Source organism: Streptomyces sp. NPDC043812 (genome assembly GCF_056436245.1).
On record NZ_JBWKCY010000003.1, the window covers coordinates 97060 to 117244 of the forward strand.

Annotated in this window: 14 protein-coding genes; 2 read left to right on the top strand and 12 right to left on the bottom strand. The window is 71.6% G+C overall.

All coding sequences use genetic code 11. The features are described from left to right. Positions 1 to 45: 45 nt before the first annotated feature. The 4 genes from hemW to lepA form a co-directional block, all read right to left on the bottom strand. Positions 46 to 1278 carry a radical SAM family heme chaperone HemW gene (hemW, locus tag AC067Z_RS05520; protein WP_478788148.1) on the bottom strand — a complete coding sequence of 411 codons (1233 nt, stop codon included), beginning with the start codon at positions 1276 to 1278 and terminating at the stop codon, positions 46 to 48. A gap of 47 nt (positions 1279 to 1325) precedes the next feature. After that, entirely contained in the window at positions 1326 to 3458 is a 2133-nt protein-coding gene (locus AC067Z_RS05525) for a SpoIIE family protein phosphatase (protein WP_478788149.1), read from the bottom strand. A 194-nt stretch (positions 3459 to 3652) separates the two neighbouring features. Next, positions 3653 to 5542, bottom strand: coding sequence for an AMP-dependent synthetase/ligase (locus tag AC067Z_RS05530; protein WP_478788150.1), 1890 nt, complete (start codon positions 5540 to 5542; stop codon positions 3653 to 3655). A 326-nt stretch (positions 5543 to 5868) separates the two neighbouring features. After that, positions 5869 to 7734, bottom strand: a complete 1866-nt coding sequence (gene lepA / locus AC067Z_RS05535) for a translation elongation factor 4 (RefSeq protein ID WP_478788151.1) — start codon at positions 7732 to 7734, stop codon at positions 5869 to 5871. 243 nt (positions 7735 to 7977) lie between these two features. On the opposite strand from lepA, the gene rpsT reads away from it, so the two are divergent. Next, entirely contained in the window at positions 7978 to 8244 is a 267-nt protein-coding gene (gene rpsT / locus AC067Z_RS05540) for a 30S ribosomal protein S20 (protein ID WP_478788152.1), read from the top strand. 275 nt (positions 8245 to 8519) lie between these two features. Here the strand turns inward: rpsT and holA are convergent, their stop codons facing one another. The 3 genes from holA to AC067Z_RS05555 all read right to left on the bottom strand — a co-directional run bounded on the left by holA (position 8520) and on the right by AC067Z_RS05555 (position 10787). Next, on the bottom strand, positions 8520 to 9506 hold the full coding sequence (holA, locus tag AC067Z_RS05545; RefSeq protein ID WP_478788153.1) for a DNA polymerase III subunit delta: 987 nt from the start codon (positions 9504 to 9506) through the stop codon (positions 8520 to 8522). A 59-nt stretch (positions 9507 to 9565) separates the two neighbouring features. Then, positions 9566 to 9811 carry a hypothetical protein gene (locus AC067Z_RS05550; RefSeq protein WP_478788154.1) on the bottom strand — a complete coding sequence of 82 codons (246 nt, stop codon included), beginning with the start codon at positions 9809 to 9811 and terminating at the stop codon, positions 9566 to 9568. Between the two features lie 127 nt (positions 9812 to 9938). Beyond that, positions 9939 to 10787 (bottom strand): arylamine N-acetyltransferase family protein, encoded by an 849-nt coding sequence (locus AC067Z_RS05555; RefSeq protein ID WP_478788155.1) that lies wholly within the window; start codon positions 10785 to 10787, stop codon positions 9939 to 9941. Between the two features lie 144 nt (positions 10788 to 10931). Here AC067Z_RS05555 and AC067Z_RS05560 point away from each other — a divergent pair, with 144 nt between their 5' ends. After that, the gene (locus AC067Z_RS05560) at positions 10932 to 11387 is read left to right on the top strand and encodes a pyridoxamine 5'-phosphate oxidase family protein (RefSeq protein WP_478788156.1); all 456 of its coding nucleotides are present in this window, start codon (positions 10932 to 10934) and stop codon (positions 11385 to 11387) included. Positions 11388 to 11421: 34 nt separating this feature from the next. Here AC067Z_RS05560 and AC067Z_RS05565 read toward each other — a convergent pair whose 3' ends face one another. The 5 genes from AC067Z_RS05565 to leuS all read right to left on the bottom strand — a co-directional run bounded on the left by AC067Z_RS05565 (position 11422) and on the right by leuS (position 20181). Further along, positions 11422 to 13914 carry a ComEC/Rec2 family competence protein gene (locus tag AC067Z_RS05565; RefSeq protein WP_478788157.1) on the bottom strand — a complete coding sequence of 831 codons (2493 nt, stop codon included), beginning with the start codon at positions 13912 to 13914 and terminating at the stop codon, positions 11422 to 11424. Next, positions 13911 to 14693, bottom strand: coding sequence for a ComEA family DNA-binding protein (locus AC067Z_RS05570; RefSeq protein ID WP_478788158.1), 783 nt, complete (start codon positions 14691 to 14693; stop codon positions 13911 to 13913). The genes AC067Z_RS05565 and AC067Z_RS05570 overlap by 4 nt, the downstream gene beginning before the upstream one ends. 647 nt (positions 14694 to 15340) lie before the next feature. Further along, on the bottom strand, positions 15341 to 16186 hold the full coding sequence (locus AC067Z_RS05575; protein ID WP_478788159.1) for a DegV family protein: 846 nt from the start codon (positions 16184 to 16186) through the stop codon (positions 15341 to 15343). A gap of 138 nt (positions 16187 to 16324) precedes the next feature. After that, entirely contained in the window at positions 16325 to 17152 is an 828-nt protein-coding gene (locus AC067Z_RS05580; RefSeq protein WP_478788160.1) for a hypothetical protein, read from the bottom strand. A 176-nt stretch (positions 17153 to 17328) separates the two neighbouring features. Next, positions 17329 to 20181 (bottom strand): leucine--tRNA ligase, encoded by a 2853-nt coding sequence (leuS, locus tag AC067Z_RS05585; RefSeq protein ID WP_478788161.1) that lies wholly within the window; start codon positions 20179 to 20181, stop codon positions 17329 to 17331. Between the last annotated feature and the right edge of the window lie 4 nt (positions 20182 to 20185).

The window sequence follows — 20185 nt, forward strand, 5'->3', positions numbered from 1 at the left end:
GGCCGCTCCCCTCCCCGGCCAAGGGGAGGCGAGGGGAGCGCGCGCTCAGTCCACCAGGTCCCGCACGACCGCGTCCGCCAGCAGCCGCCCCCGCAGCGTCAGGACCGCGTGTCCGGCCTCGTACGGGCCCTCTTCCAGCAGCCCGTCCGCGAGCGCCCGCCCCGCCGCCGCGAGCCCGGCCTCGCGCAGCAGTGTCAGCGGCACGCCCTCCCGCAGCCGCAGCTCCAGGAGGATGCGCTCCACGCGCCGGTCCTCCGCCGACAGCAGCTCACGGCCCGCCCCCGGCGAACGCCCCTCCGCGAGCGCCGCCGCATACGCACCGGGGTGCTTCACGTTCCACCAGCGCACCCCGCCCACGTGGCTGTGCGCGCCGGGGCCCGCGCCCCACCAGTCCGCGCCGCGCCAGTACAGCTCGTTGTGCAGGCAGCGGCCGGACTCGGCGGTGGCCCAGTTGGAGACCTCGTACCAGTCGAAACCTGCCGCGCCGAGCACTTCGTCGGCGATCAGATAGCGGTCGGCGTGCACGTCGTCGTCCGTCATCGGGACCTCGCCGCGGCGGATGCGCCGCGCCAGCTGCGTGCCCTCCTCCACGATCAGCGCGTACGCCGACACATGGTCCGGCCCCGCCCCGACCGCGGCCTCCAGCGAGGCCCGCCAGTCGTCGTCGCTCTCACCCGGGGTGCCGTAGATCAGGTCGAGGTTGACGTGGTCGAAGCCCGCCGCACGCGCCTCGGCGACGCACGCCTCCGGCCGGCCGGGGGTGTGCGTGCGGTCGAGCACCTTCAGCACGTGCTGCCGGGCACTCTGCATTCCGAAGGAGACCCGGTTGAAGCCGCCCGCCCGCAGCTCCGCCAGATACGCCGGGTCGACCGACTCGGGGTTCGCCTCCGTCGTCACCTCGGCACCGTCTGCGAGACCGAACTCCTCACGCACCGCGTCCAGCATCCGCACGAGATCCCCGGCGGCCAGCAGCGTCGGCGTACCGCCGCCGACGAAGACGGTTCGTACCTGCCGCGGGCCGTCCCCCAGCACCTTGCGGGCGAGGCGGATCTCGTCGACGAGCGTCTGCGCGTAGTTGTCACGGGAGGCAAGCACTCCGCCCGAACCGCGCAGCTCGGTCGCGGTGTAGGTGTTGAAGTCGCAGTAGCCGCAGCGGGTCGCGCAGTAGGGCACGTGCAGATAGAACGCGAGCGGCCGGTCACCGGCGCCGTCGAGGGCGGACGCGGGCAGCGAGCCGTCCTCGGGCACGGGTTCGCCGTCGGGCAGTACGGAAGGCATGCCCCCCATTGTCCGTCACCCGTCGGCGGTCCCCGACCCGCGCGGCGTCACCCGCCGGGCTGCCCCGCCTGGAGCACCAGCAGCGCGAGATCATCGCCGGGCGGGGTCTGCGCGAACTCGTGCACCGCCGCCCTGATCCGCTCGGCGACCCCCTTGGCGGACAGACCCGCGCAGCCGGCGAGGACTGCCGCGAGACCGTCCTCGTCGTCGAACATCCGCGGACCGGAGCGACGCTCGGTCACCCCGTCGGTCACGCACAGCAGTGTGTCGCCCGGCGCCAGGTCGAAGGTGCTGCACTCGTACGCGACGTCGTCCACGACGCCGAGCAGCACCTGCGGCTCGGCCACGGCCGTCACCGTGCCGTCGGGGCGCAGCAGCAGTGGCAGCGGGTGACCGGCGCTCGCCAGGGTGCACCGGGCACCGCCGTCGCCCTCGGGGGACGGCACCACCTCCCCGTAGAGCAGCGACAGGAAGCGGGAGTGCTGGCCCTCCGGCAGGCCGGGGCCGTGCCCGCCGGTGACGAGCAGGGCGGCGGCCTCGGCGGCCTCCATGGCGTCGTCGAGGAGCAAACCGTTGAGCCGGTCGAGGACCTGGCCGACCTGGTAGCCCTCGCGGGCGAGGAGGCGCAGCCAGGGGCGGGCGAGCCCCGTGACGACGGCGGCCTCGGGGCCGCTGCCCTGGACGTCGCCGAGGACGAAGCACCACCGGCCGCGGGACCCGGCCGGGAAGACGTCGTAGAAGTCGCCGCCCGCGACGCCGTCGCCACTGGGCTCGTAGACGAGGCAGGTGTCGACACCGGGGATCTGGCCGACCTTGCTCGGCAGCAGTCCGCGCTGCAGCACCCGGCTGATCGTGGCCTGCCGGGTGTATTCGCGTGCCGCGCTGATGGCCAGGGCCACGCGCCGCGCGAAGTCCTCGATGAGGGCGGTCACTTCGTCGGGCAGCCTGACCGCGCCCTGCTGGCCGACGACGAGCACACCGAGGCCGCGCCCGCCCACGGCCAGCCGGTAGGCGAGGGCCGCCCCGGGCGCCGCGCCGTACTCCGGTCCGTCCGCCGCCCGGGTGGGCAGGCCCGCAGTGGGGCCGTGAGGACCTTCCAGCACATCGGCGTCGCCGGCGTCGCCGAGAGCCCCGTCGCTCCGCGGCCCGGCACCGCTGCCCGGGGCGGCGCCACGGCCGATGCGGCGGCCCCGGACGGGCCACGGGACCGGCACCGGCCCGCCGTACCCGGGGTCCGGCGGTTTGGGCGGCTCCTCGCCGAGTGCGTCCCGCAGCTCCTCCACGGCGGTCTCGTCGCGGTGCCAGATCCCGGCGAGGCGTGGTGCGGCGGCATCCCGGCCGCCCTCGCGGCGCCCGTGCCGGTCGTTCTCGGCGTCGAGCCAGACGGCGCACCAGTCGGCGAGCCTCGGCACGAGCAGCTGTCCGGCGAGAGCCGCGACCATGTCCTCGTCCAAATGCCCGGCGAGCAGATCGGAGGCCTCGGCGAGGAACGAGGCGGCACCGCCGCGGGCGAGCCAGTCCCGGTCGTCGCGTCCCGCCGGCGGCAGGTCGGGGGCCGTGACACCGAGGGGGCCGGGGAACCCGGTCGGCGCGGTGTCGAGCACGCGCACGGGTTCCGTGCCCTGGCGCGGCCGGATACCGCGGCCGTCGAGCGGCAGCCGGGCCCACACGGTCTTGAGCGCGGCGCTGTAGGTGATGCCCCAGCGCTCGGCGAGGGCGCCCACGAGATGAAGCCCGCGGCCGTAGTCGCGGGTGCCCGACTGCTCGGAGCCGTGCGGATGGCTGTGGACCGGCCGGTCGGGGTGGTGGTCGGAGACCTCGACGAAGAGCCCCGGTGGTTCGTCGCCGCCGGGATCGTCGTAGCGGCACAGCACTTCGGCCGCCGTGCCCGCGTGCACGACGGCGTTGGTGACCAGTTCCCCCGCGACGAGCGCCGCGTCGTCGGCCAGCCGTTCGGAGCACAGGGAGCCGGGCGGGCAGCCGCCGTCCAGGCCCTGGCAGCGGGCGCAGGCGTCGAGCAGTCCGAGCGCGGTCCAGTCGGCGACGGCCGCACGGACGAGTCTGCGTGCGGCGCCCGGCGCCAACAGGCTCCCGGGCAGGCTGACGCGTACCCCGGCGACCCCCGCGGATGCGGGGGCTGCCCGGCTTCCGGTGTCTCGCTGCAACGGAATGGACCCCACGTGCGGCTCCTGATCGGTGCTGGCGTGCGCCGCTATGACACCGACAGCGTGACAGACCGAGCCGGGCCATAAGCAGGGAGTCACCGAACTGGGTGGGTCCTTTTCCGTTGTGCCTGGTCGTACGGTGTGTTACGCAGATCACTCCGTACGACCTGTGTCGCGGTTCCGTGCCGCGATCACGTCCCGCCGGCGGCTCACGCCTCCCGCGAGCCCGCGTACATGTCGTCGATCAGGTGCTTGTACTCCCGCTCGACGACCGGCCGCTTCAGCTTGAGGCTGGGCGTCAGCTCGCCGTGCTCGATGTCCAGGTCACGCGGCAGCAGACGGAACTTCTTGATGGTCTGCCAGCGCTGCAGCCCCTCGTTGAGGCGCTTCACATAGCCCTCGATGAGCTGTTCGGCCTGCGGGGAGGCGACGACCTCGGCGTAGGACTTGCCGGCCAGACCGTTCTCCCCCGCCCAGCCGAGGATCGTCGGCTCGTCCAGGGCGATGAGCGCGGTGCAGAAGTTACGGTCCGCGCCGTGCACGAGGATGTTGGAGACGAACGGGCACACGGCCTTGAACTGGCCCTCGACCTCGGCCGGCGCGATGTACTTGCCGCCGGAGGTCTTGATCAGGTCCTTCTTGCGGTCGGTGATGCGCAGGTAGCCGTCCGCGGACAGCTCGCCGATGTCTCCGGTGTGGAACCAGCCGTCCGACTCGAGGACTTCGGCCGTCTTCTCCGGCTGGTTGTGGTAGCCGTCCATGATGCCGGGGCCGCGCAGCAGGATCTCGCCGTCGTCCGCGATGCGTACCTCGCAGCCGGGGAGCGGCTTGCCGACCGTGCCGGTGCGGTACGCCTCACCCGGGTTGACGAAGGAGGCGGCGCTGGACTCGGTGAGGCCGTAGCCCTCCAGGATGTGGATACCGGCGCCGGCGAAGAAGTAGCCGATGTCGGGGGCAAGCGCGGCCGAGCCGGAGACGGCGGCGCGCAGCCGGCCGCCGAAGGCCTCACGGAGCTTGGAGTAGACGAGCGTGTCGGCGACCTTGTGCTTGGCGCCCAGGCCGAAGGGCACCGAAGCCGAGCCCGTGCGGCGGAAGTTGTCCTGCGAGACCTTGGCGTACTCGCGGGCGACCCCGGCCGCCCACTGGAAGATCTTGTACTTGGCGCCGCCACCGGCACGAGCCTTGGCCGCGACTCCGTTGTAGACCTTCTCGAAGATGCGGGGCACGGCCGCCATGTAGGTGGGCTGGACCACCGGCAGGTTCTCGATGATCTTGTCGACGCGGCCGTCGACGGCCGTGACGTGACCGACCTCGATCTGTCCGGAGGTCAGCACCTTGCCGAAGACGTGCGCGAGCGGCAGCCACAGGTACTGGACGTCGTCCGGTCCGATCAGGCCGGTCGCGGTCATGGCCTTGGCCATGTACGACCAGTTGTCGTGCGGCAGCCGTACGCCCTTGGGGCGGCCCGTGGTGCCCGAGGTGTAGATCAGGGTGGCCAGCTGGTCGGCGGTGATCGCCGAGGTCCGCTCCTTGACCGCCTCCGGGTGCTTCTCCAGGTACGCCGCGCCGCGGGCCTCGAGGTCGGCGAGGGTGAGGACGAAGCCCTCCGGGTCGGCCACGTCCTCCTCGATGCCCGCGCCGTCGATGACCACCACGTGCCTCAGGGCGGGCAGCTCGGCACGGCGCTCACGCGCCTTGGCCAGCTGGGAGGCGTCCTCGGCGATCAGCACCCGGCTGTCGGAGTCCGAGAGGATGAACGCCGACTCCTCGGCGTTCGTCGAGGGGTAGACCGTGGTGGTCGCCCCGCCCGCGCACATGACGCCCAGGTCGGCGAGGATCCACTCGACGCGGGTGGCGGAGGCGAGCGCGACCCGCTCCTCGGCCTGGACCCCGAGATCGATCAGTCCGGCGGCGATGGCGTACACCCGCTCGGCGGCCTGGGCCCAGCTGAGGGACTTCCACTCGTCGGGCCCCGTGCCCGAGGCGGGGGGCACCGGATAGCGGTAGGCCTCGCCGTCGGGCGTGGCCGCCACGCGCTCGGCGAAGAGCGTCGCCACCGAGGGCGGGCGGTTCTCGATCTGGGTGTGGGTTTCGCTCACGACGTCCTCCGGGCCTGCGGCAGCACTGCACAACTGGCTGGTTGTTTAACTGGCGAGTAACCATCGAGCCGTGATCAGGGTAGAGGGCGTTCCGGCGGCGCGTAAGAGCCTGCGGGCTGCCGCTTCATAACGAACGGACCGCAGGTCGGCTCTTTGGAGCAGTCGATCGATGCCTAGTACATGTAACGATTGACATATGCACGGATGGCTGAAAAGCGCCCATCCTCGACGGGACGGGCGCTTTTCGGCGTACCTGCGGGCGGGATGCGACGGCTTCCGGCCGTGCACACACCACCGGCCGGGGCGGTGCCCCGGCCGGCCTACGTCTACTTCTTGCTCTTGCCGCCCTCGTCGCTGGACAGCACCGCGATGAAGGCCTCCTGCGGAACCTCCACGGAACCGACCATCTTCATCCGCTTCTTGCCCTCCTTCTGCTTCTCCAGCAGCTTCCGCTTACGGGAGATGTCACCGCCGTAGCACTTGGCGAGAACGTCCTTGCGGATGGCGCGGATGGTCTCGCGGGCGATGACCCGCGAGCCGATCGCCGCCTGGATCGGCACCTCGAACGCCTGCCTCGGGATGAGCTCGCGCAGCTTCGCGACGAGCCGCACACCGTAGGCGTAGGCAGCGTCCTTGTGGGTGATAGCGGAGAACGCGTCGACCTTGTCGCCGTGCAGCAGGATGTCGACCTTGACGAGGCTGGCGGCCTGCTCGCCGGTGGGCTCGTAGTCGAGGGAGGCATAGCCGCGCGTCTTGGACTTCAGCTGGTCGAAGAAGTCGAAGACGATCTCGGCGAGCGGCAGGGTGTAGCGGATCTCGACCCGGTCCTCGGAGAGGTAGTCCATGCCGAGCAGACTGCCGCGGCGGGTCTGGCAGAGCTCCATGATCGAACCGATGAACTCGCTGGGCGCGAGGACCGTGGCCCGGACCATCGGCTCGTGGACCTCGTCGATCTTCCCCTCGGGGAACTCGCTCGGGTTCGTGACCGTGTGCTCGGTGCCGTCCTCCATGGTCACGCGGTAGACCACGTTGGGGGCGGTGGCGATCAGGTCGAGGCCGAACTCGCGCTCCAGCCGCTCCCGGATCACGTCGAGGTGCAGCAGGCCGAGGAAGCCGACGCGGAAGCCGAAGCCGAGGGCCGCGGACGTCTCCGGCTCGTAGACCAGGGCGGCATCGTTGAGCTGCAGCTTGTCGAGGGCATCACGCAGCTCGGGGTAGTCCGAACCGTCCAGCGGATACAGACCCGAGAACACCATCGGCTTCGGGTCCTTGTAACCGCCGAGCGCCTCGGTGGCGCCCTTGCTCAGGCTGGTGATGGTGTCACCGACCTTGGACTGGCGGACGTCCTTCACACCGGTGATGAGGTAGCCGACCTCGCCGACGCCGAGGCCGTCGGACGGCGTCATCTCGGGGGACGACACACCGATCTCGAGGAGCTCGTGGGTGGCGCCGGTGGACATCATCCTGATGCGCTCGCGCTTGTTCAGCTGCCCGTCGACGACTCGGACGTAGGTGACGACGCCGCGGTACGAGTCGTAGACCGAGTCGAAGATCATCGCGCGTGCGGGGGCATCGGCGACGCCGACCGGGGCGGGGACATCACGGACCACCCGGTCGAGCAGCGCCTCCACGCCGACCCCGGTCTTCGCGGAGACCTTGAGGACGTCCTCGGGGTCGCAGCCGATGAGCCCGGCGAGCTCCTCCGAGAACTTCTCGGGCTGCGCCGCCGGCAGGTCGATCTTGTTGAGGACGGGAACGATCGTGAGGTCGTTCTCCATCGCCAGATAGAGGTTGGCGAGGGTCTGCGCCTCGATTCCCTGAGCGGCGTCGACCAGGAGGATCGTGCCCTCGCAGGCAGCCAGCGACCGCGACACCTCATAGGTGAAGTCGACGTGCCCAGGGGTGTCGATCATGTTGAGGATGTGGGTCCTGCCCTCACCCTCCCCCTCGGTGGGCGCCCACGGCAGACGGACCGCCTGGGACTTGATCGTGATGCCGCGCTCGCGCTCGATGTCCATACGGTCGAGATACTGAGCACGCATCTGCCGCTGCTCGACCACACCGGTCAGCTGAAGCATCCGGTCGGCAAGGGTCGACTTGCCGTGGTCGATGTGCGCGATGATGCAGAAATTGCGGATCAGCGCCGGGTCGGTACGGCTCGGCTCGGGCACGTGGATAGGAGTCGCGGGCACGCAGGGTCCTGATTCTTTGCAGACGCCGGGTCGGTGGAGGCCCGTCTCGGGTCGATGTCGGATCGATACGTAGGCTCCATCGTCCCACGCGTACGGGACTGCGCCCGGTTTGGGCCGTCCGCGGGGCGGCTGGTAGCCTGGGCAGCTGTGTCTCGTGCCCTCTTCGGGGGCGCCTCCCGTGACCGAAGGGCTACGGGGGAGAGACGCGCACTCAAAGATCATCGAACCTGAGAAGGCTCTTTCGTGGCGAACATCAAGTCCCAGATCAAGCGGAACAAGACGAACGAGAAGGCGCGCCTGCGCAACAAGGCCGTCAAGTCTTCGCTCAAGACCGCGATCCGCAAGGCCCGTGAGGCTGTCATCGCCGGTGACGCCGAGAAGGCCACTGTGGCCGTCCGCGACGCGTCCCGTGCGCTCGACAAGGCCGTCTCCAAGGGTGTCATCCACAAGAACGCCGCCGCCAACAAGAAGTCGGCGCTGGCTGCCAAGGTTGGCTCCCTGCAGGGCTGAGCATGTGACTGACCGCCGTCAGGGATGAAGCGGGCCCTCTCATCCGCTCCCTGCCGGCACCTCTCGCGCCGCACGCGGCCTGCGTTCGCCACGCGGGTGCGGCGCACCGAGATTGAACCGAAGGCCCCGGTTCCTCGTCCTTCCCCAGGACGAGGAACCGGGGCCTTCGGCGTGATGTGATGCCCGCTGAAGTCCCGGGACCGGGCTCCTCCCGGGTGGGCGGCGGGGTGAGACGTTGCCTGTGTGCAACGCCCGCGCCCACGGTGTGCGAGGTTCTACCGTCGTAGGCGGGCCGCGCGTGCGATCGTCACGACTGCCTTCTCCAAGGCGTACTCCGGGTCGTCGCCGCCGCCCTTCACGCCCGCGTCGGCTTCCGCGATCGCCCGCAGCGCCACGGCGACACCGTCCGGGGTCCAGCCGCGCATCTGCTGGCGGACCCGGTCGATCTTCCACGGGGGCATGCCCAGCTCGCGCGCGAGATCCGCGGGCCGACCGCCCCGCGCCGAGGACAGCTTGCCGATCGCCCGGACGCCCTGCGCCAGAGCGCTCGTGATCAGTACGGGGGCTACGCCGGTCGACAGCGACCAGCGCAGAGCCTCCAGCGCCTCGGCGGCCCGGCCCTCGACGGCCCGGTCCGCGACGTTGAAACTCGACGCCTCGGCGCGCCCCGTGTAGTACCGCCCGACGATCGCCTCGTCGATGGTCCCCTCGACATCCGCCGTCAGCTGGGACGCCGCGCTCGCCAGCTCGCGCAGATCGCTGCCGATGGAATCGACCAGGGCCTGGCACGCCTCCGGCGTCGCGGACCTGCCGAGCGCCCGGAACTCCTGCCGCACGAACGTCAGCCGCTCCGCGGGCTTCGTGGTCTTGGGGCACGCCACCTCACGGGCACCGGCCTTGCGGGCGGCGTCCAGCAGGCCCTTGCCCTTGGCGCCGCCGGGATGCAGCAGGACGAGCGTGATCTCCTCCACCGGCGCGTTCACGTACGCCTTGACGTCCTTGATCGTCTCGGCGGAGAGATCCTGCGCATTGCGCACGACCACGACCTTGCGCTCCGCGAACAGCGACGGGCTCGTCAGCTCGGCGAGCGTGCCGGGCTGCAACTGGTCGGCGGTGAGGTCCCGTACATCGGTGTCGGCGTCGGCCGCCCGGGCTGCCGCCACCACCTGCTGCACGGCGCGGTCCAGAAGCAGATCCTCCTGGCCCACGGCGAGGGTGACGGGGGCGAGCGGATCGTCGGTCGAATTCTTCCTGGTGGCCATCGCGGTCAAGCATCCCACGGGCCACTGACAGCCCCGGCCGAACCGTCAGAGCGCCTCAGTCAGTGCGCCTCCCGCCACCCGTCCCAGCCGGCGACGAACTCGTCCAGCGCGCCCCCGTCCAGCCTGCTGTCCGGGTCCTCGACGACCACAAGCCACTGGGCGTCCTCCGCGTCGTCCTCACCGGCGAGGGCGTCTCTCACCAGCAGGGGTTCCTCGGCCACCGCAAAGTGGTCGCCGAGGGTCTCGGCCACCTCCTCGGCGGCATCGCGGTCGGGCAGCACCAGCACGTGTCTCACATCGCTCACCGCCACATTGTGCCGCCCGCTCATGAGCCGCCCGGAAGGAGGATGTCCGCTCGGTCCGGACCCGTCGGCTCTGGGGCCGTCCGCCCACGAGGCCGTCTCAGAGACGTCCGCCAGGGTGGCCGTCCGCTCAGGAGGCCGTCCTCCCTTTCTCCGGCGGCCGGCGCACCTCCGGGACCGCGTCCAGCACCACCCCGAAATGGTCCCGGTACGCGTCGAGCACCGCGAGGTCGTCCGCCAGGGTCCGCTCCGTGCGCTCGCCGTCCACGGTCGTCACCAGCTTGTTGCCCGTCAGGGTGATCCGGCCGTCGTCCGTGAGCCGGGAGCAGACCAGCGAAGTGGTGAAGTGCGAGGCGGGCGAGGTCCGGTGGTACCAGGAACCGGCCTCGAAGTCTGCGAGCAGGCGCGGCCGGGTGTCGACGCGGAACACCGGCCGACCGTCCCTGTGCACATCGAGGTCCCCGTACTCCGCCGCCGCCACGATCCGGAACACCCCCGCCGGGTCCTGCTGGTCCTCCCGGTCCTCCAGCGCCAGCGGATGGTGGCTGTGGTCCCCGAAGCCGACGTCCGCCAGCCAGGGACCGGTGCCGTCCGCCGTGTCCACGCGCAGCGTGAGGTGGTCGTACGGGATCCCCAGCCGGCCCTCCTGGCCGAAGACACGCGCCTCGTACAGCGTCACGGTGAAGCCGAGGGCGCGCAGCAACGCGGCGAAGGCGCCGTTGAGTTCGTAGCAGAACCCTCCCCTGCGCTCCTCGACGACCTTGGCGACCAGCGCCTCGGTATCCAGGATCACCTCCTCGCCCCGGTGGATCGACAGATTCTCGAAGGGCACAGCATGCAGATGCCGCAGCTGGAGCTCACGCAGAGCCGCCGCGTCGGCCCGTCCGGGCCGGGCTGCGCCGATCCTGGCGAGATAGGCGTCGACGGTCCCTGGCGACAATGCGTGCAGCACATCCGGCTCCCGGGTCGGTGTTCCCATGACAGCAGTCTCGTGGGCCACGGTGCGCCATGCCACCAATCCTCGTCCCATCCGGCCCGTCGCCGGACCTAGGCCGTCAGGCGTAGGGCTCTCCGGTCGTTCGGCCGACGCGGCAGTGCCGGTCGCACCCATAGCGTCGGCCTCATGACGATCCAGGAACCGCCGCCGCGCAGCCGGGAACAGCGCAGGCAGGACACGCTCGTACGGCTCACCGAGGACATCGACGCCTGGGTGGCCACCGCGTCGGAGGGCCGGGCATTCCTGATGCCGCTGTCGTTCACGTGGCACGAAGGCACCCTGCTGATGTGCACCCGCCGCGCCAACCCCGCGGCCAGGAACGTGACTCCGCGCGGCCGTGTCGTGGTCACACTCGGCCAGACCCGCGACGTGATTCACATCGAGGGCGAGGCCGAGGTCGTGGAGAGCTCGGCCCTGGACAAGGCATCGGCGGACGCGTTCGCCGCGAAGATGGCATGGGATCCCCGGAGCAGGCAGTCCTGGGTGTATCTGCGGATCACCCCCCTGGTGGTGAAGGCCTGGCGCGAGGTGAACGAACTCAAGGAACGGCTGATCATGCAGGACGGTCACTGGCTCGACTGACCCCGAGGCCCTGGACGCCCGACGCGGCGACACCTCACCGGTCGGGTCGGATCGTGCCCGGACCCGACCGGGTCATGACCCGCAGCCGTTCCCCCGCGCCCGTCACGGCGATCGCCCCGTCCCGGTCCGTACGCAGCACCGTCGCTCCCAGGGCCTGCAGTATCCCGACGGTGTGCGGCGAGGGATGGCCGTACGGATTGTTGCGACCGCATGAGATCAGCGCGAGACGCGGCCGGACTCCGGCCGGCAGCCCTGGGTGCTGGTACGCCGAACCATGGTGGGCGACCTTGAGCACATCGATCCGTGGCAGCGTCGGACGCACGCGTATCAAGGCCTGCTGGGCGGGTGGTTCGAGGTCGCCCAGGAGCAGGAGAGACAGACCGCCGGCTGCCCGGACGAGCAGCGTGACGCTTGCGTCGTTCGGCTCCTCCGGTGTCATCCCCCGCCCGGGGTCGGGCCACAGCACCTCCCAGTCGAGGCTCCCCGTACGACGTCTCTCCCCCGGTGCCGTACCCATCACCGGCACGCCCGCCCGTGCCGCGACCCGCCGGACGAACTCCGCCTGACCGACAGGCTCCTGAAGCGTCGTCGTCTGGATCGCCCCGACACTCCTTCCGCGAAGCACTCCGGGCAGACCGGCGACATGGTCGGCGTGGAAGTGGGTGACCAGGAGCAGCGGGATCCGTGACACGCCCAGCTCGCGGAGGCATCCGTCGGCCAGTTCGGGGTCGGGGCCGGCGTCGACGACCACGGCCGAGCCGCTCCCCGCCGCGAGCACCGTGGCGTCCCCCTGGCCGACGTCGCACATCGCATACGTCCAGTTCGTCGGCGGCCAGCCGCTGATGACCCTGGTGAGGGGGGCCGGACGCAGTACGACGAGCAGAAGCATCAGGGCACAGAAGGCTCCCGCCAACGGGTGCCGGGGCAGCCGCCGGACGATCAGCAGGACCACGACCGTGACCACTGCGAGCAGCAGAGCGCCGTGCAGGCCGCCGGGCCACGCCGCATCGGCCCCCGGCAGTGCCGCGCCCGTCCGTGCGACGGACGCGATCCAGGCGGCCGGCCAGCCTGCGACGTCCGCGATCAGCTCGGCGGCCGGTATCGAGACCGGTGCCGTGGCCAGCGCGGCGAAGCCGAGGACCGTGGCAGGCGCGACGGCCGGCTCGGCAACGAGATTGCAGGGAATCGCCACGAGACTGACCCTGGCGGCGAACACCGCCACCACCGGCGCGCACACGGCCTGTGCCGCCGCGGCAGCAGCGAGCGCCTCGGCGAGCCGGGGCGGGACTCGCCGGCGCTGGAGCGCGGCGCTCCAGACGGGGGCGATCGTGAGAAGGGATCCGGTCGCGAGAACGGAGAGCAGGAAGCCGTAACTGCGGGCCAGCCATGGGTCGTACAGGACCAGCAGCAGCACGGCGGCTGCCAGCGCGGGGATCAGGGACCTGCGGCGGCCCGTGCCGATGGCGAGCAGCATGACGAGTCCGCACGCCGCCGCCCGGAGCACGCTCGGCTCCGGCCGGCACACCACGACGAAGGCGAGGGTGAGCGTCCCGCCGAGGAGCGCGGTGCCGCGCAGGGTGATGCCCAGTCTCGGTGCGAGCCCGCCCCGTTCGGCACGAAGGGCACGGCTCGGCGGCCCGATGAGCAGGACGAGGACGATGGTGAGGTTGCTCCCGGAAACGGCGAGCAGATGAGTCAGGTCGGTCGCCTCGAAGGCGTCCTGGAGGTCCGCGGGAACGCGTGACGTGTCGCCCATGACGAGGCCCGGGAGGAGCGCCCGCGCGTCGGGCGCGAGCCCGTCGGTCGCCTTGCGCAGCCCGCCGCGCAGCTCACCGGCTGTGCGCTGCACGGCGGTGGGAGGGCCGGTGATCCGGGGCGGACCGGCTCCTTCCGCACGCAGCACCGCGGCGAAGGGGTCGTCCTTCCGCAGCGGGGGCGCGAGCCGCCCCGAGACGCGCAGCCGTGTGGAGGGCAGCAGGCGCAGCCATTCCGGCCCCGTCCTGCCCGTGGGCACGATGACCAGAATCGGCGTACGGGTGCCGGTCATCTCGCCACCGGGCCCGGTCACCCGCGTCGCCTCGGCGTTCAGCACATTCGCTCCGGGCGACATCCGGTCGCCGACCACCTTGGGCCGGATCGGTCGCGGGTCCGAGGTGACCGTCAACTCGACCGTGACATGGGCGCGGTGGCGGGCGAGCCCGGGCAGTGGGCCTCGACGGAGATCCGCACTGTGCAGACCGGCGACTGCCGCCCCGGCGGCGGCGCACAGCAGGACGGAGACTGCAGCGGTGGCGTTGAGCCGCCGTCCTCGACGGGCGGCAACCGACAGCAGCAGCAACGCTGCTGTCAGGAGGCAGACGACCACACCCGTGGCGGTCCATCGGCCCGGCGCACCCAGGGCGAGCGCTGCCGCCGCCCAGGCCGCCAGCGCGGGAGGGACCATGCGCAGATCGACGGGGCCGTCCTGGCGCGGGTCGGCCGAACCCAGCGGAGTGCCGGAGTCCGCGTGCACCGCCGGACGGTTCATGGCCGCACCAGGTTCTGCAGATCCGCGAATCTCCGGTCGCCGATCCCGTTGACCTCCCGAAGCTCGTCGACCGAGCGGTAGCCTCCGTTCCTCGTACGGTGGTCGATGATGTGCTGGGCCAGGACCGGGCCGACGCCCGGCAAGGTCTCCAACTGCTCGGCCGTGGCCGAATTGAGGCTGATCGGCCCGGTGTTCGCCCCTGCGGTGCCGGCCACGCCGGGGCCGGGGCCGATTCCCGCGGCGCCGGCGGGGACCGGGACACCGACCACCACCTGCTCGCCGTCCATGAGCAACCGGGCCCGGTTGAGCCCCGTCAGGTCGGTCCCCGGCCTGACGCCCCCGGCCGCCTCCAGCGCATCGGCGACACGAGATCCGGCGGGCAGCCGGAGCACGCCGGGCCGGAGCACCTTGCCGCTCACGTCGACGACGATCCGTGCGGCGGCCTGCCCCCCGACACCTCCGGGCCCCGCATCCGCCCCAGACGTACCCGGGGCCCGGGCCGACGGAGCCGGAGCCATCGCCGGGCCGGCCGCGGCCGGCCCGGCATCCTGCCGGACGACGTCGGGAGGTCGTACGGGCTGCGGCCGTCCGGTCCAGAAGTGCTGAGCGGCGAAGACCGCGGCAGCCACCAGCACGACGGCGAGCGCGGCGAGCGTCCTCGGTTCGAGCCCGCACCGGAGCTGGAGCCACAGGGGCAGCCGCTCCCGTACGGCAAGCCACCTCGTGTGCCCGGCGCTTGACCATGCCCCGTCCCTGGGCGGGCCGTCCCGGCGCGGCACGTTCCGCTGCCGCTCGTCGGCCCGGTCGCGGGCGGCTTCACGACCGGCCGCTCCGGCCGGGGGCGCGGGAGCCCCTGGCCGGACGGAAGCACCGGGCCGTACACGTGCCGCGGCTCGCGCCACGGTCCCGGGTGGCCCGAGCCCCACGGACCCGTCCCGTGCCGCTGCGGGCGCGGGCGGCGGTGCCTGCGCGGGCGCCGGTGCTCCCCCTCGCCCGGGTGCCGGGTGCTCGCGCGCGAACAGCGCATCGGCTCGCCGCCGCAGTGCCGCTGGCGAGGCGGTGGGCGCCCTGCCGCCGCGCAGACGCCTGGGCACCGGCCCGTGGCTCCCGGCTGCCGGCCCCGAGGCGGGCAGCGGGCCTGCGGCGTGGCCTCGCGCGCGAGAGCTGTCCGGGACACCGCCCACGGGGCGTACCCGACTGTGGTGGATGCGGCCGTCCGAAGCCGGGGCACGGCCCGGTCCGCTGGTTGCCGTACGTGATCGAAGAGTCATGCCTCAGGACGGTAGGCACATCCGCCCGAACGCGCCGAAGCGCCTCAATTCCCGTGGACAACGGGCCCGTTGTGGAGAACTCGGCCACCCTCACGGGTGACGCCGCGGCCTTCCCGGGCAGCACGCCCCATCAGCGGACGCCGGCCGGGCTCCGTTCAGCGCGGGGAAATCACAACCCCCAGCAGCCCCGGGCCCGTGTGGGCCCCGATGACCGCGCCGACCTCGCTCACATGCAGGTCCGTGAGCCCGAGCACCCGGTCGCGGAGCCGGTCGGCGAGCGCTGCCGCCCGTTCAGGTGCAGCGAGGTGATGCACCGCGATGTCCACCGGTGCCGTGCCCGCCCGCTCGACGACGATCTCCTCCAGCCGGGCGATCGCCCGCGACGCGGTGCGTACACGCTCCAGAGGTTCGATCCGCCCTCCGTTCAACTGGAGAAGCGGCTTCACCGCGAGCGCCGACCCGAGCAGCGCCTGCGCAGCCCCGATCCGCCCGCCGCGGCGGAGATAGTCGAGCGTGTCCACGTAGAAAAAGGCGGAGGTCCCCTCGGCCCGCTTCTCGGCCGCGGCCACTGCCTCGTCCAGCGAGCCGCCGGACTCGGCCGTCTCCGCGGCCGCCAGCGCGCAGAAGCCGAGCGCCATCGCCACCATGCCGGTGTCGACGACCCGGACGGGCACGGGCGCGTCCTTCGCGGCGAGAACGGCCGCGTCGTACGTCCCGGAGAACTCCGCCGACAGATGGAGGGAGACGATCCCGCCCGCGCCCGCCTCGGCGCACGCGCGATAGGCCCGCGCAAACGTTTCGGGACTCGGCCGGGACGTGGTCACCGACTTGCGCTTCTGCAGGGCCAGCGCAAGCGAGCGAGCCGAGATCTCGGTGCCCTCCTCCAGCGCCTGATCGCCCAGGACGACGGTCAGCGGCACTGCGGTGATGCTGTGCCGCTCCATCGTCGGTGGCGGCAGGTAGGCCGTGGAATCGGTGACGATCGCGACATGGCGGGACATGAGCGGGAGGTTACCCGCAGTCGCTGCCGGACGGCAGCCCGGCCCTGTCCTGCACGTGAGCGAGCCGCGGCGAAGGGGGTCTGCGAAGGCCACCCCGCCGGCTGTTCCGGCGGTCCGGGCGGCGCGCTCCGTCCCGGATCAGTTGGAGGTCTCCGGGTGTGCGGACTTCTGCCAGGGATAGGTGGTCTGCACTCGTGGATCGCGCGCCGTGATCGCCTGCGGACGCCCGTCGTCCGCCCGCGCCGAGTCGGCATCGGAGCCGGGCCAGGTCTGCTCGGCAGCAGCCGGATCTCCGGCACCGTCCCCGTGCCCGGCCTCCGGCCAGGACGCCGTCGCGTCGGCAGCGGGCCGCGAGGCACGGTCGCCGCCCGGGGCCGGCGTGTCCGGCGTGCCCTGTGTCCCTGCCACGCCCGTCTCCGCGGACCAGTGGCGCAGCGCCCCCGCCTCCATGTCGATCTGCGAGCTCAGCTCGTCGAGATCGTCGGCGGCGAACTTCTGTGCACGGTCCCGGGCCGCCCAGCGCAGCGACTCGGCGGAGTGCGTGATCCGCTCCGTCCGCTCGCGGAGCCCGGGCAGCAACGCGGCGAGCGTCGACCTGTCCGGCTCGCGCTCCAGCCGCTTGAGCTCGCCGTCGAGCTCTTGCCCATGCGCGCTGAGCCGCCGGAACAGGGCCAGCGACTCCGACAGCGACGCGTCCTCCGTCACGCCGGCGTTCAGCGCTTCCTGCGTGGCCCGCATAGAAGTGCGCAGGGACAGCCGCAGCTGGGCAAGCTCGCCCGTGACACCGACCTGTCCATAGCTCCTGGCCCGCAGCGTGGTCTCCTCGACCGTGCGCCGGGCCTGGGTGACGGTGCGCTCCACCCCGCGCTTGGCCGCACCGATGGCCTTCACGCCGACATACACCCCCAAGGCCACGAAAGCGAAGAAAAGCAGCGCCAGGATCATGACCACGGCTCCTGCGTCCATGAGCGCCCCTCCGGCATCGGGTTGTGTTCCTCCCACCGTAAACGGAAAGGGCAGGCCGGAGGTTCCATCGGAACCCCCAACCTGCCCGTAGGGGATGGCCCTGTGCCGTCCCCGTCAGCCCGTCGGCGCCATGCCGGAACGACGTTCGGACATCACGCCGGATCGCTGTTCGGACGTCAAGCCGGAACGATGTTGACCAGCTTCGGTGCCCGCACGATCACCTTGCGGATACCGGCGCCGCCCAGCGCCGCGACGACCGCGTCGTCGCCCAGCGCCAGCGCTTCCAGGTCCGCGTCCGTGATCGACGGGGAGACCTCCAGCCGCGCCCTGACCTTGCCCTTGATCTGCACGACGCAGGTCACGGACTCGTCCACGACATATGCCGGGTCGGCCACCGGGAAGTCCGCGTGGACGACGGACTCGCCGTGGCCCAGCTTGCGCCACAGCTCCTCGGCGATGTGCGGCGCCAGCGGGGCCACCAGCAGCACCAGCCGCTCCGCGACCGAGCGCGACAGCGGTGTACCGGTCTTGGTCAGATGGTTGTTCAGCTCGGTGATCTTGGCGATCGCCGTGTTGAACCGCATCGCCGCCAGGTCCTGTCCTGCGCCGTCGATCGCCTTGTGCAGCGCGCGCAGCGTGTCCTCGTCGCCCTCGCCGTCCACGACGGTGACCTCACCGGTCGACTCGTCGACAATGTTGCGCCACAGCCGCTGCAGCAGCCGGTACTGGCCGACGACCGCGCGGGTGTCCCACGGACGCGACACGTCCAGGGGGCCCATCGCCATCTCGTACAGACGCAGCGTGTCCGCTCCGTACTCGGCGCAGATCTCGTCGGGCGTGACCGCGTTCTTCAGGGACTTGCCCATCTTGCCCAGCTCGCGCTTGACCGGCTCGCCCTCGAAGAAGAACTTTCCGTCCCGCTCCTCGACCTGGGTGGCGGTCACCGGGAAGCCGCGGCTGTCCCGGTAGACGTAGGCCTGGATCATGCCCTGGTTGTACAGCTTGTGGAACGGCTCGGCGGACGAGACGTGGCCCAGGTCGAACAGCACCTTGGACCAGAACCGCGCGTACAGCAGGTGCAGCACGGCGTGCTCGGCACCGCCCACGTACAGGTCGACGCCGCCGTGTGGCTGTCCCTCGCGGGGGCCCATCCAGTACTGCTCGATCGCCGGGTCGACCAGCTTGGCGCCGTTGTGCGGGTCCAGGTAGCGCAGCTCGTACCAGCACGAACCGGCCCAGTTCGGCATGGTGTTGGTCTCGCGCCGGTACTTCCTCGGCCCGTCGCCCAGGTCCAGGGTGACGTTGACCCAGTCCTCGTTGCGGGACAGCGGCGTCTCGGGCTGGGTGTCCGCGTCGTTCGGCTCGAAGGTGCGCGGCGAGTAGTCGTCGACCTCCGGCAGCTCCAGCGGCAGCATCGACTCGGGCAGCGCGTGCGCGATTCCGTCCTCGTCGTAGACGATCGGGAAGGGCTCGCCCCAGTAGCGCTGGCGGCTGAACAGCCAGTCACGCAGCCGGAAGTTGATCGTTGCCTGGCCGATGCCCTTGGCGACCAGCCACTCGGTGATCCTCGCCTTGGCCTCGGTGACGCCCAGACCGTCCAGCGAGATCTCGTCGTTCGACGAGTTGACCGCCGGGCCCTGGCCGGTGAACGCCTCGCCCTCCCAGCCCTCGGGCGGCTGGACCGTGCGGATGATCGGCAGCCCGAACGCCTCGGCGAACTCCCAGTCGCGCTCGTCCTGTCCGGGGACGGCCATGATCGCGCCAGTCCCGTAGCCCATCAGCACGTAGTCGGCGACGAAGACGGGGATACGGGCGCCGGTGACCGGGTTCAGGGCATAGGCACCGGTGAAGACACCGGTCTTGTCCTTGTGCTCGGTCTGACGCTCGACGTCGCTCTTGGTCTGGGCCTGCTTGCGGTAGGCCGAGACGGCGTCGGCCGGGGTCGCGGCACCGCCTGTCCAGGCGTCCTTGACGCCCTCGGGCCACGCGGCGGGCAGGATCGAGTCGATCAGGCCGTGCTCGGGCGCCAGCACCATGTAGGTCGCGCCGAACAGGGTGTCGGGGCGGGTGGTGAAGACGGTGACCTTCGCCTCGGAGGAGCCGTCGACGGAGAAGTCGACACGCGCTCCCTCGGAGCGGCCGATCCAGTTGCGCTGCTGCAGCTTGATGGCCTCGGGCCAGTCCAGCGCGTCCAGGTCGTCCAGCAGCCGGTCGGCGTAGGCGGTGATGCGCATGTTCCACTGGCGCAGCTTGGCCTTGAACACCGGGAAGTTGCCGCGCTCGGAGCGGCCGTCGGCCGTGACCTCTTCGTTGGCCAGCACGGTGCCCAGTCCCGGACACCAGTTGACGGGGGCGTCGGAGGCGTAGGCCAGCCGGTACTCGCCCAGGACGTCGGCGCGTTCACGGGCGCTCAGCGCGCTCCATGCCCGGCCCCCGGGCACCTCGCGCGAGCCGCTTTCGAACTGCGCCACCAGCTCGTCGATCGGACGGGCCCTCTTCGCGTCCTGGTCGAACCAGGAGTTGAAGATCTGCAGGAAGATCCACTGGGTCCACTTGTAGTAGTCCGGGTCGATCGTCGCGACCGACCGGCGCTTGTCGTGGCCCAGACCCAGGCGGCGAAGCTGGCCCTTCATGTTCTGCATGGCCGCCTCGGTCGACACCCGCGGGTGCGTGCCGGTGGCGACGGCGTGCTGCTCGGCGGGCAGGCCGAACGCGTCGAAGCCCAGCGTGTGCAGGACGTTGTGCCCGGTCATGCGCTGGTGACGGGCGAAGACGTCGGTGGCGATGTACCCCAGCGGGTGGCCGACGTGCAGGCCCGCACCGGAGGGGTACGGGAACATGTCCATGATGAACTTCTTCGGGCGGGCGACCACTGCGGGATCGCCGGCCAGGTCACCGCTCGGGTTGGGCGCCTCGTACGTCCCGTCGGCGTCCCAGAAGTCCTGCCAGCGTGCCTCGATGTCGGCCGCCATGGCAGCCGTGTATCGATGCGGGGCTGCTGCCTCGGCAGCAGAGTTCGTCTCGCTCATGATC

What these genes read in the sequence shown, in the direction of transcription:
- leuS (WP_478788161.1), bottom strand. Translation starts at nt 20,181, where the DNA reads ATGAGCGAGACGAACTCTGCTGCCGAGGCAGCAGCCCCGCATCGATAC.
- AC067Z_RS05560 (WP_478788156.1), top strand. Translation starts at nt 10,932, where the DNA reads ATGACGATCCAGGAACCGCCGCCGCGCAGCCGGGAACAGCGCAGGCAG.
- hemW (WP_478788148.1), bottom strand. Translation starts at nt 1,278, where the DNA reads ATGCCTTCCGTACTGCCCGACGGCGAACCCGTGCCCGAGGACGGCTCG.
- holA (WP_478788153.1), bottom strand. Translation starts at nt 9,506, where the DNA reads ATGGCCACCAGGAAGAATTCGACCGACGATCCGCTCGCCCCCGTCACC.
- AC067Z_RS05555 (WP_478788155.1), bottom strand. Translation starts at nt 10,787, where the DNA reads ATGGGAACACCGACCCGGGAGCCGGATGTGCTGCACGCATTGTCGCCA.
- AC067Z_RS05575 (WP_478788159.1), bottom strand. Translation starts at nt 16,186, where the DNA reads ATGTCCCGCCATGTCGCGATCGTCACCGATTCCACGGCCTACCTGCCG.
- AC067Z_RS05565 (WP_478788157.1), bottom strand. Translation starts at nt 13,914, where the DNA reads ATGAACCGTCCGGCGGTGCACGCGGACTCCGGCACTCCGCTGGGTTCG.
- AC067Z_RS05580 (WP_478788160.1), bottom strand. Translation starts at nt 17,152, where the DNA reads ATGGACGCAGGAGCCGTGGTCATGATCCTGGCGCTGCTTTTCTTCGCT.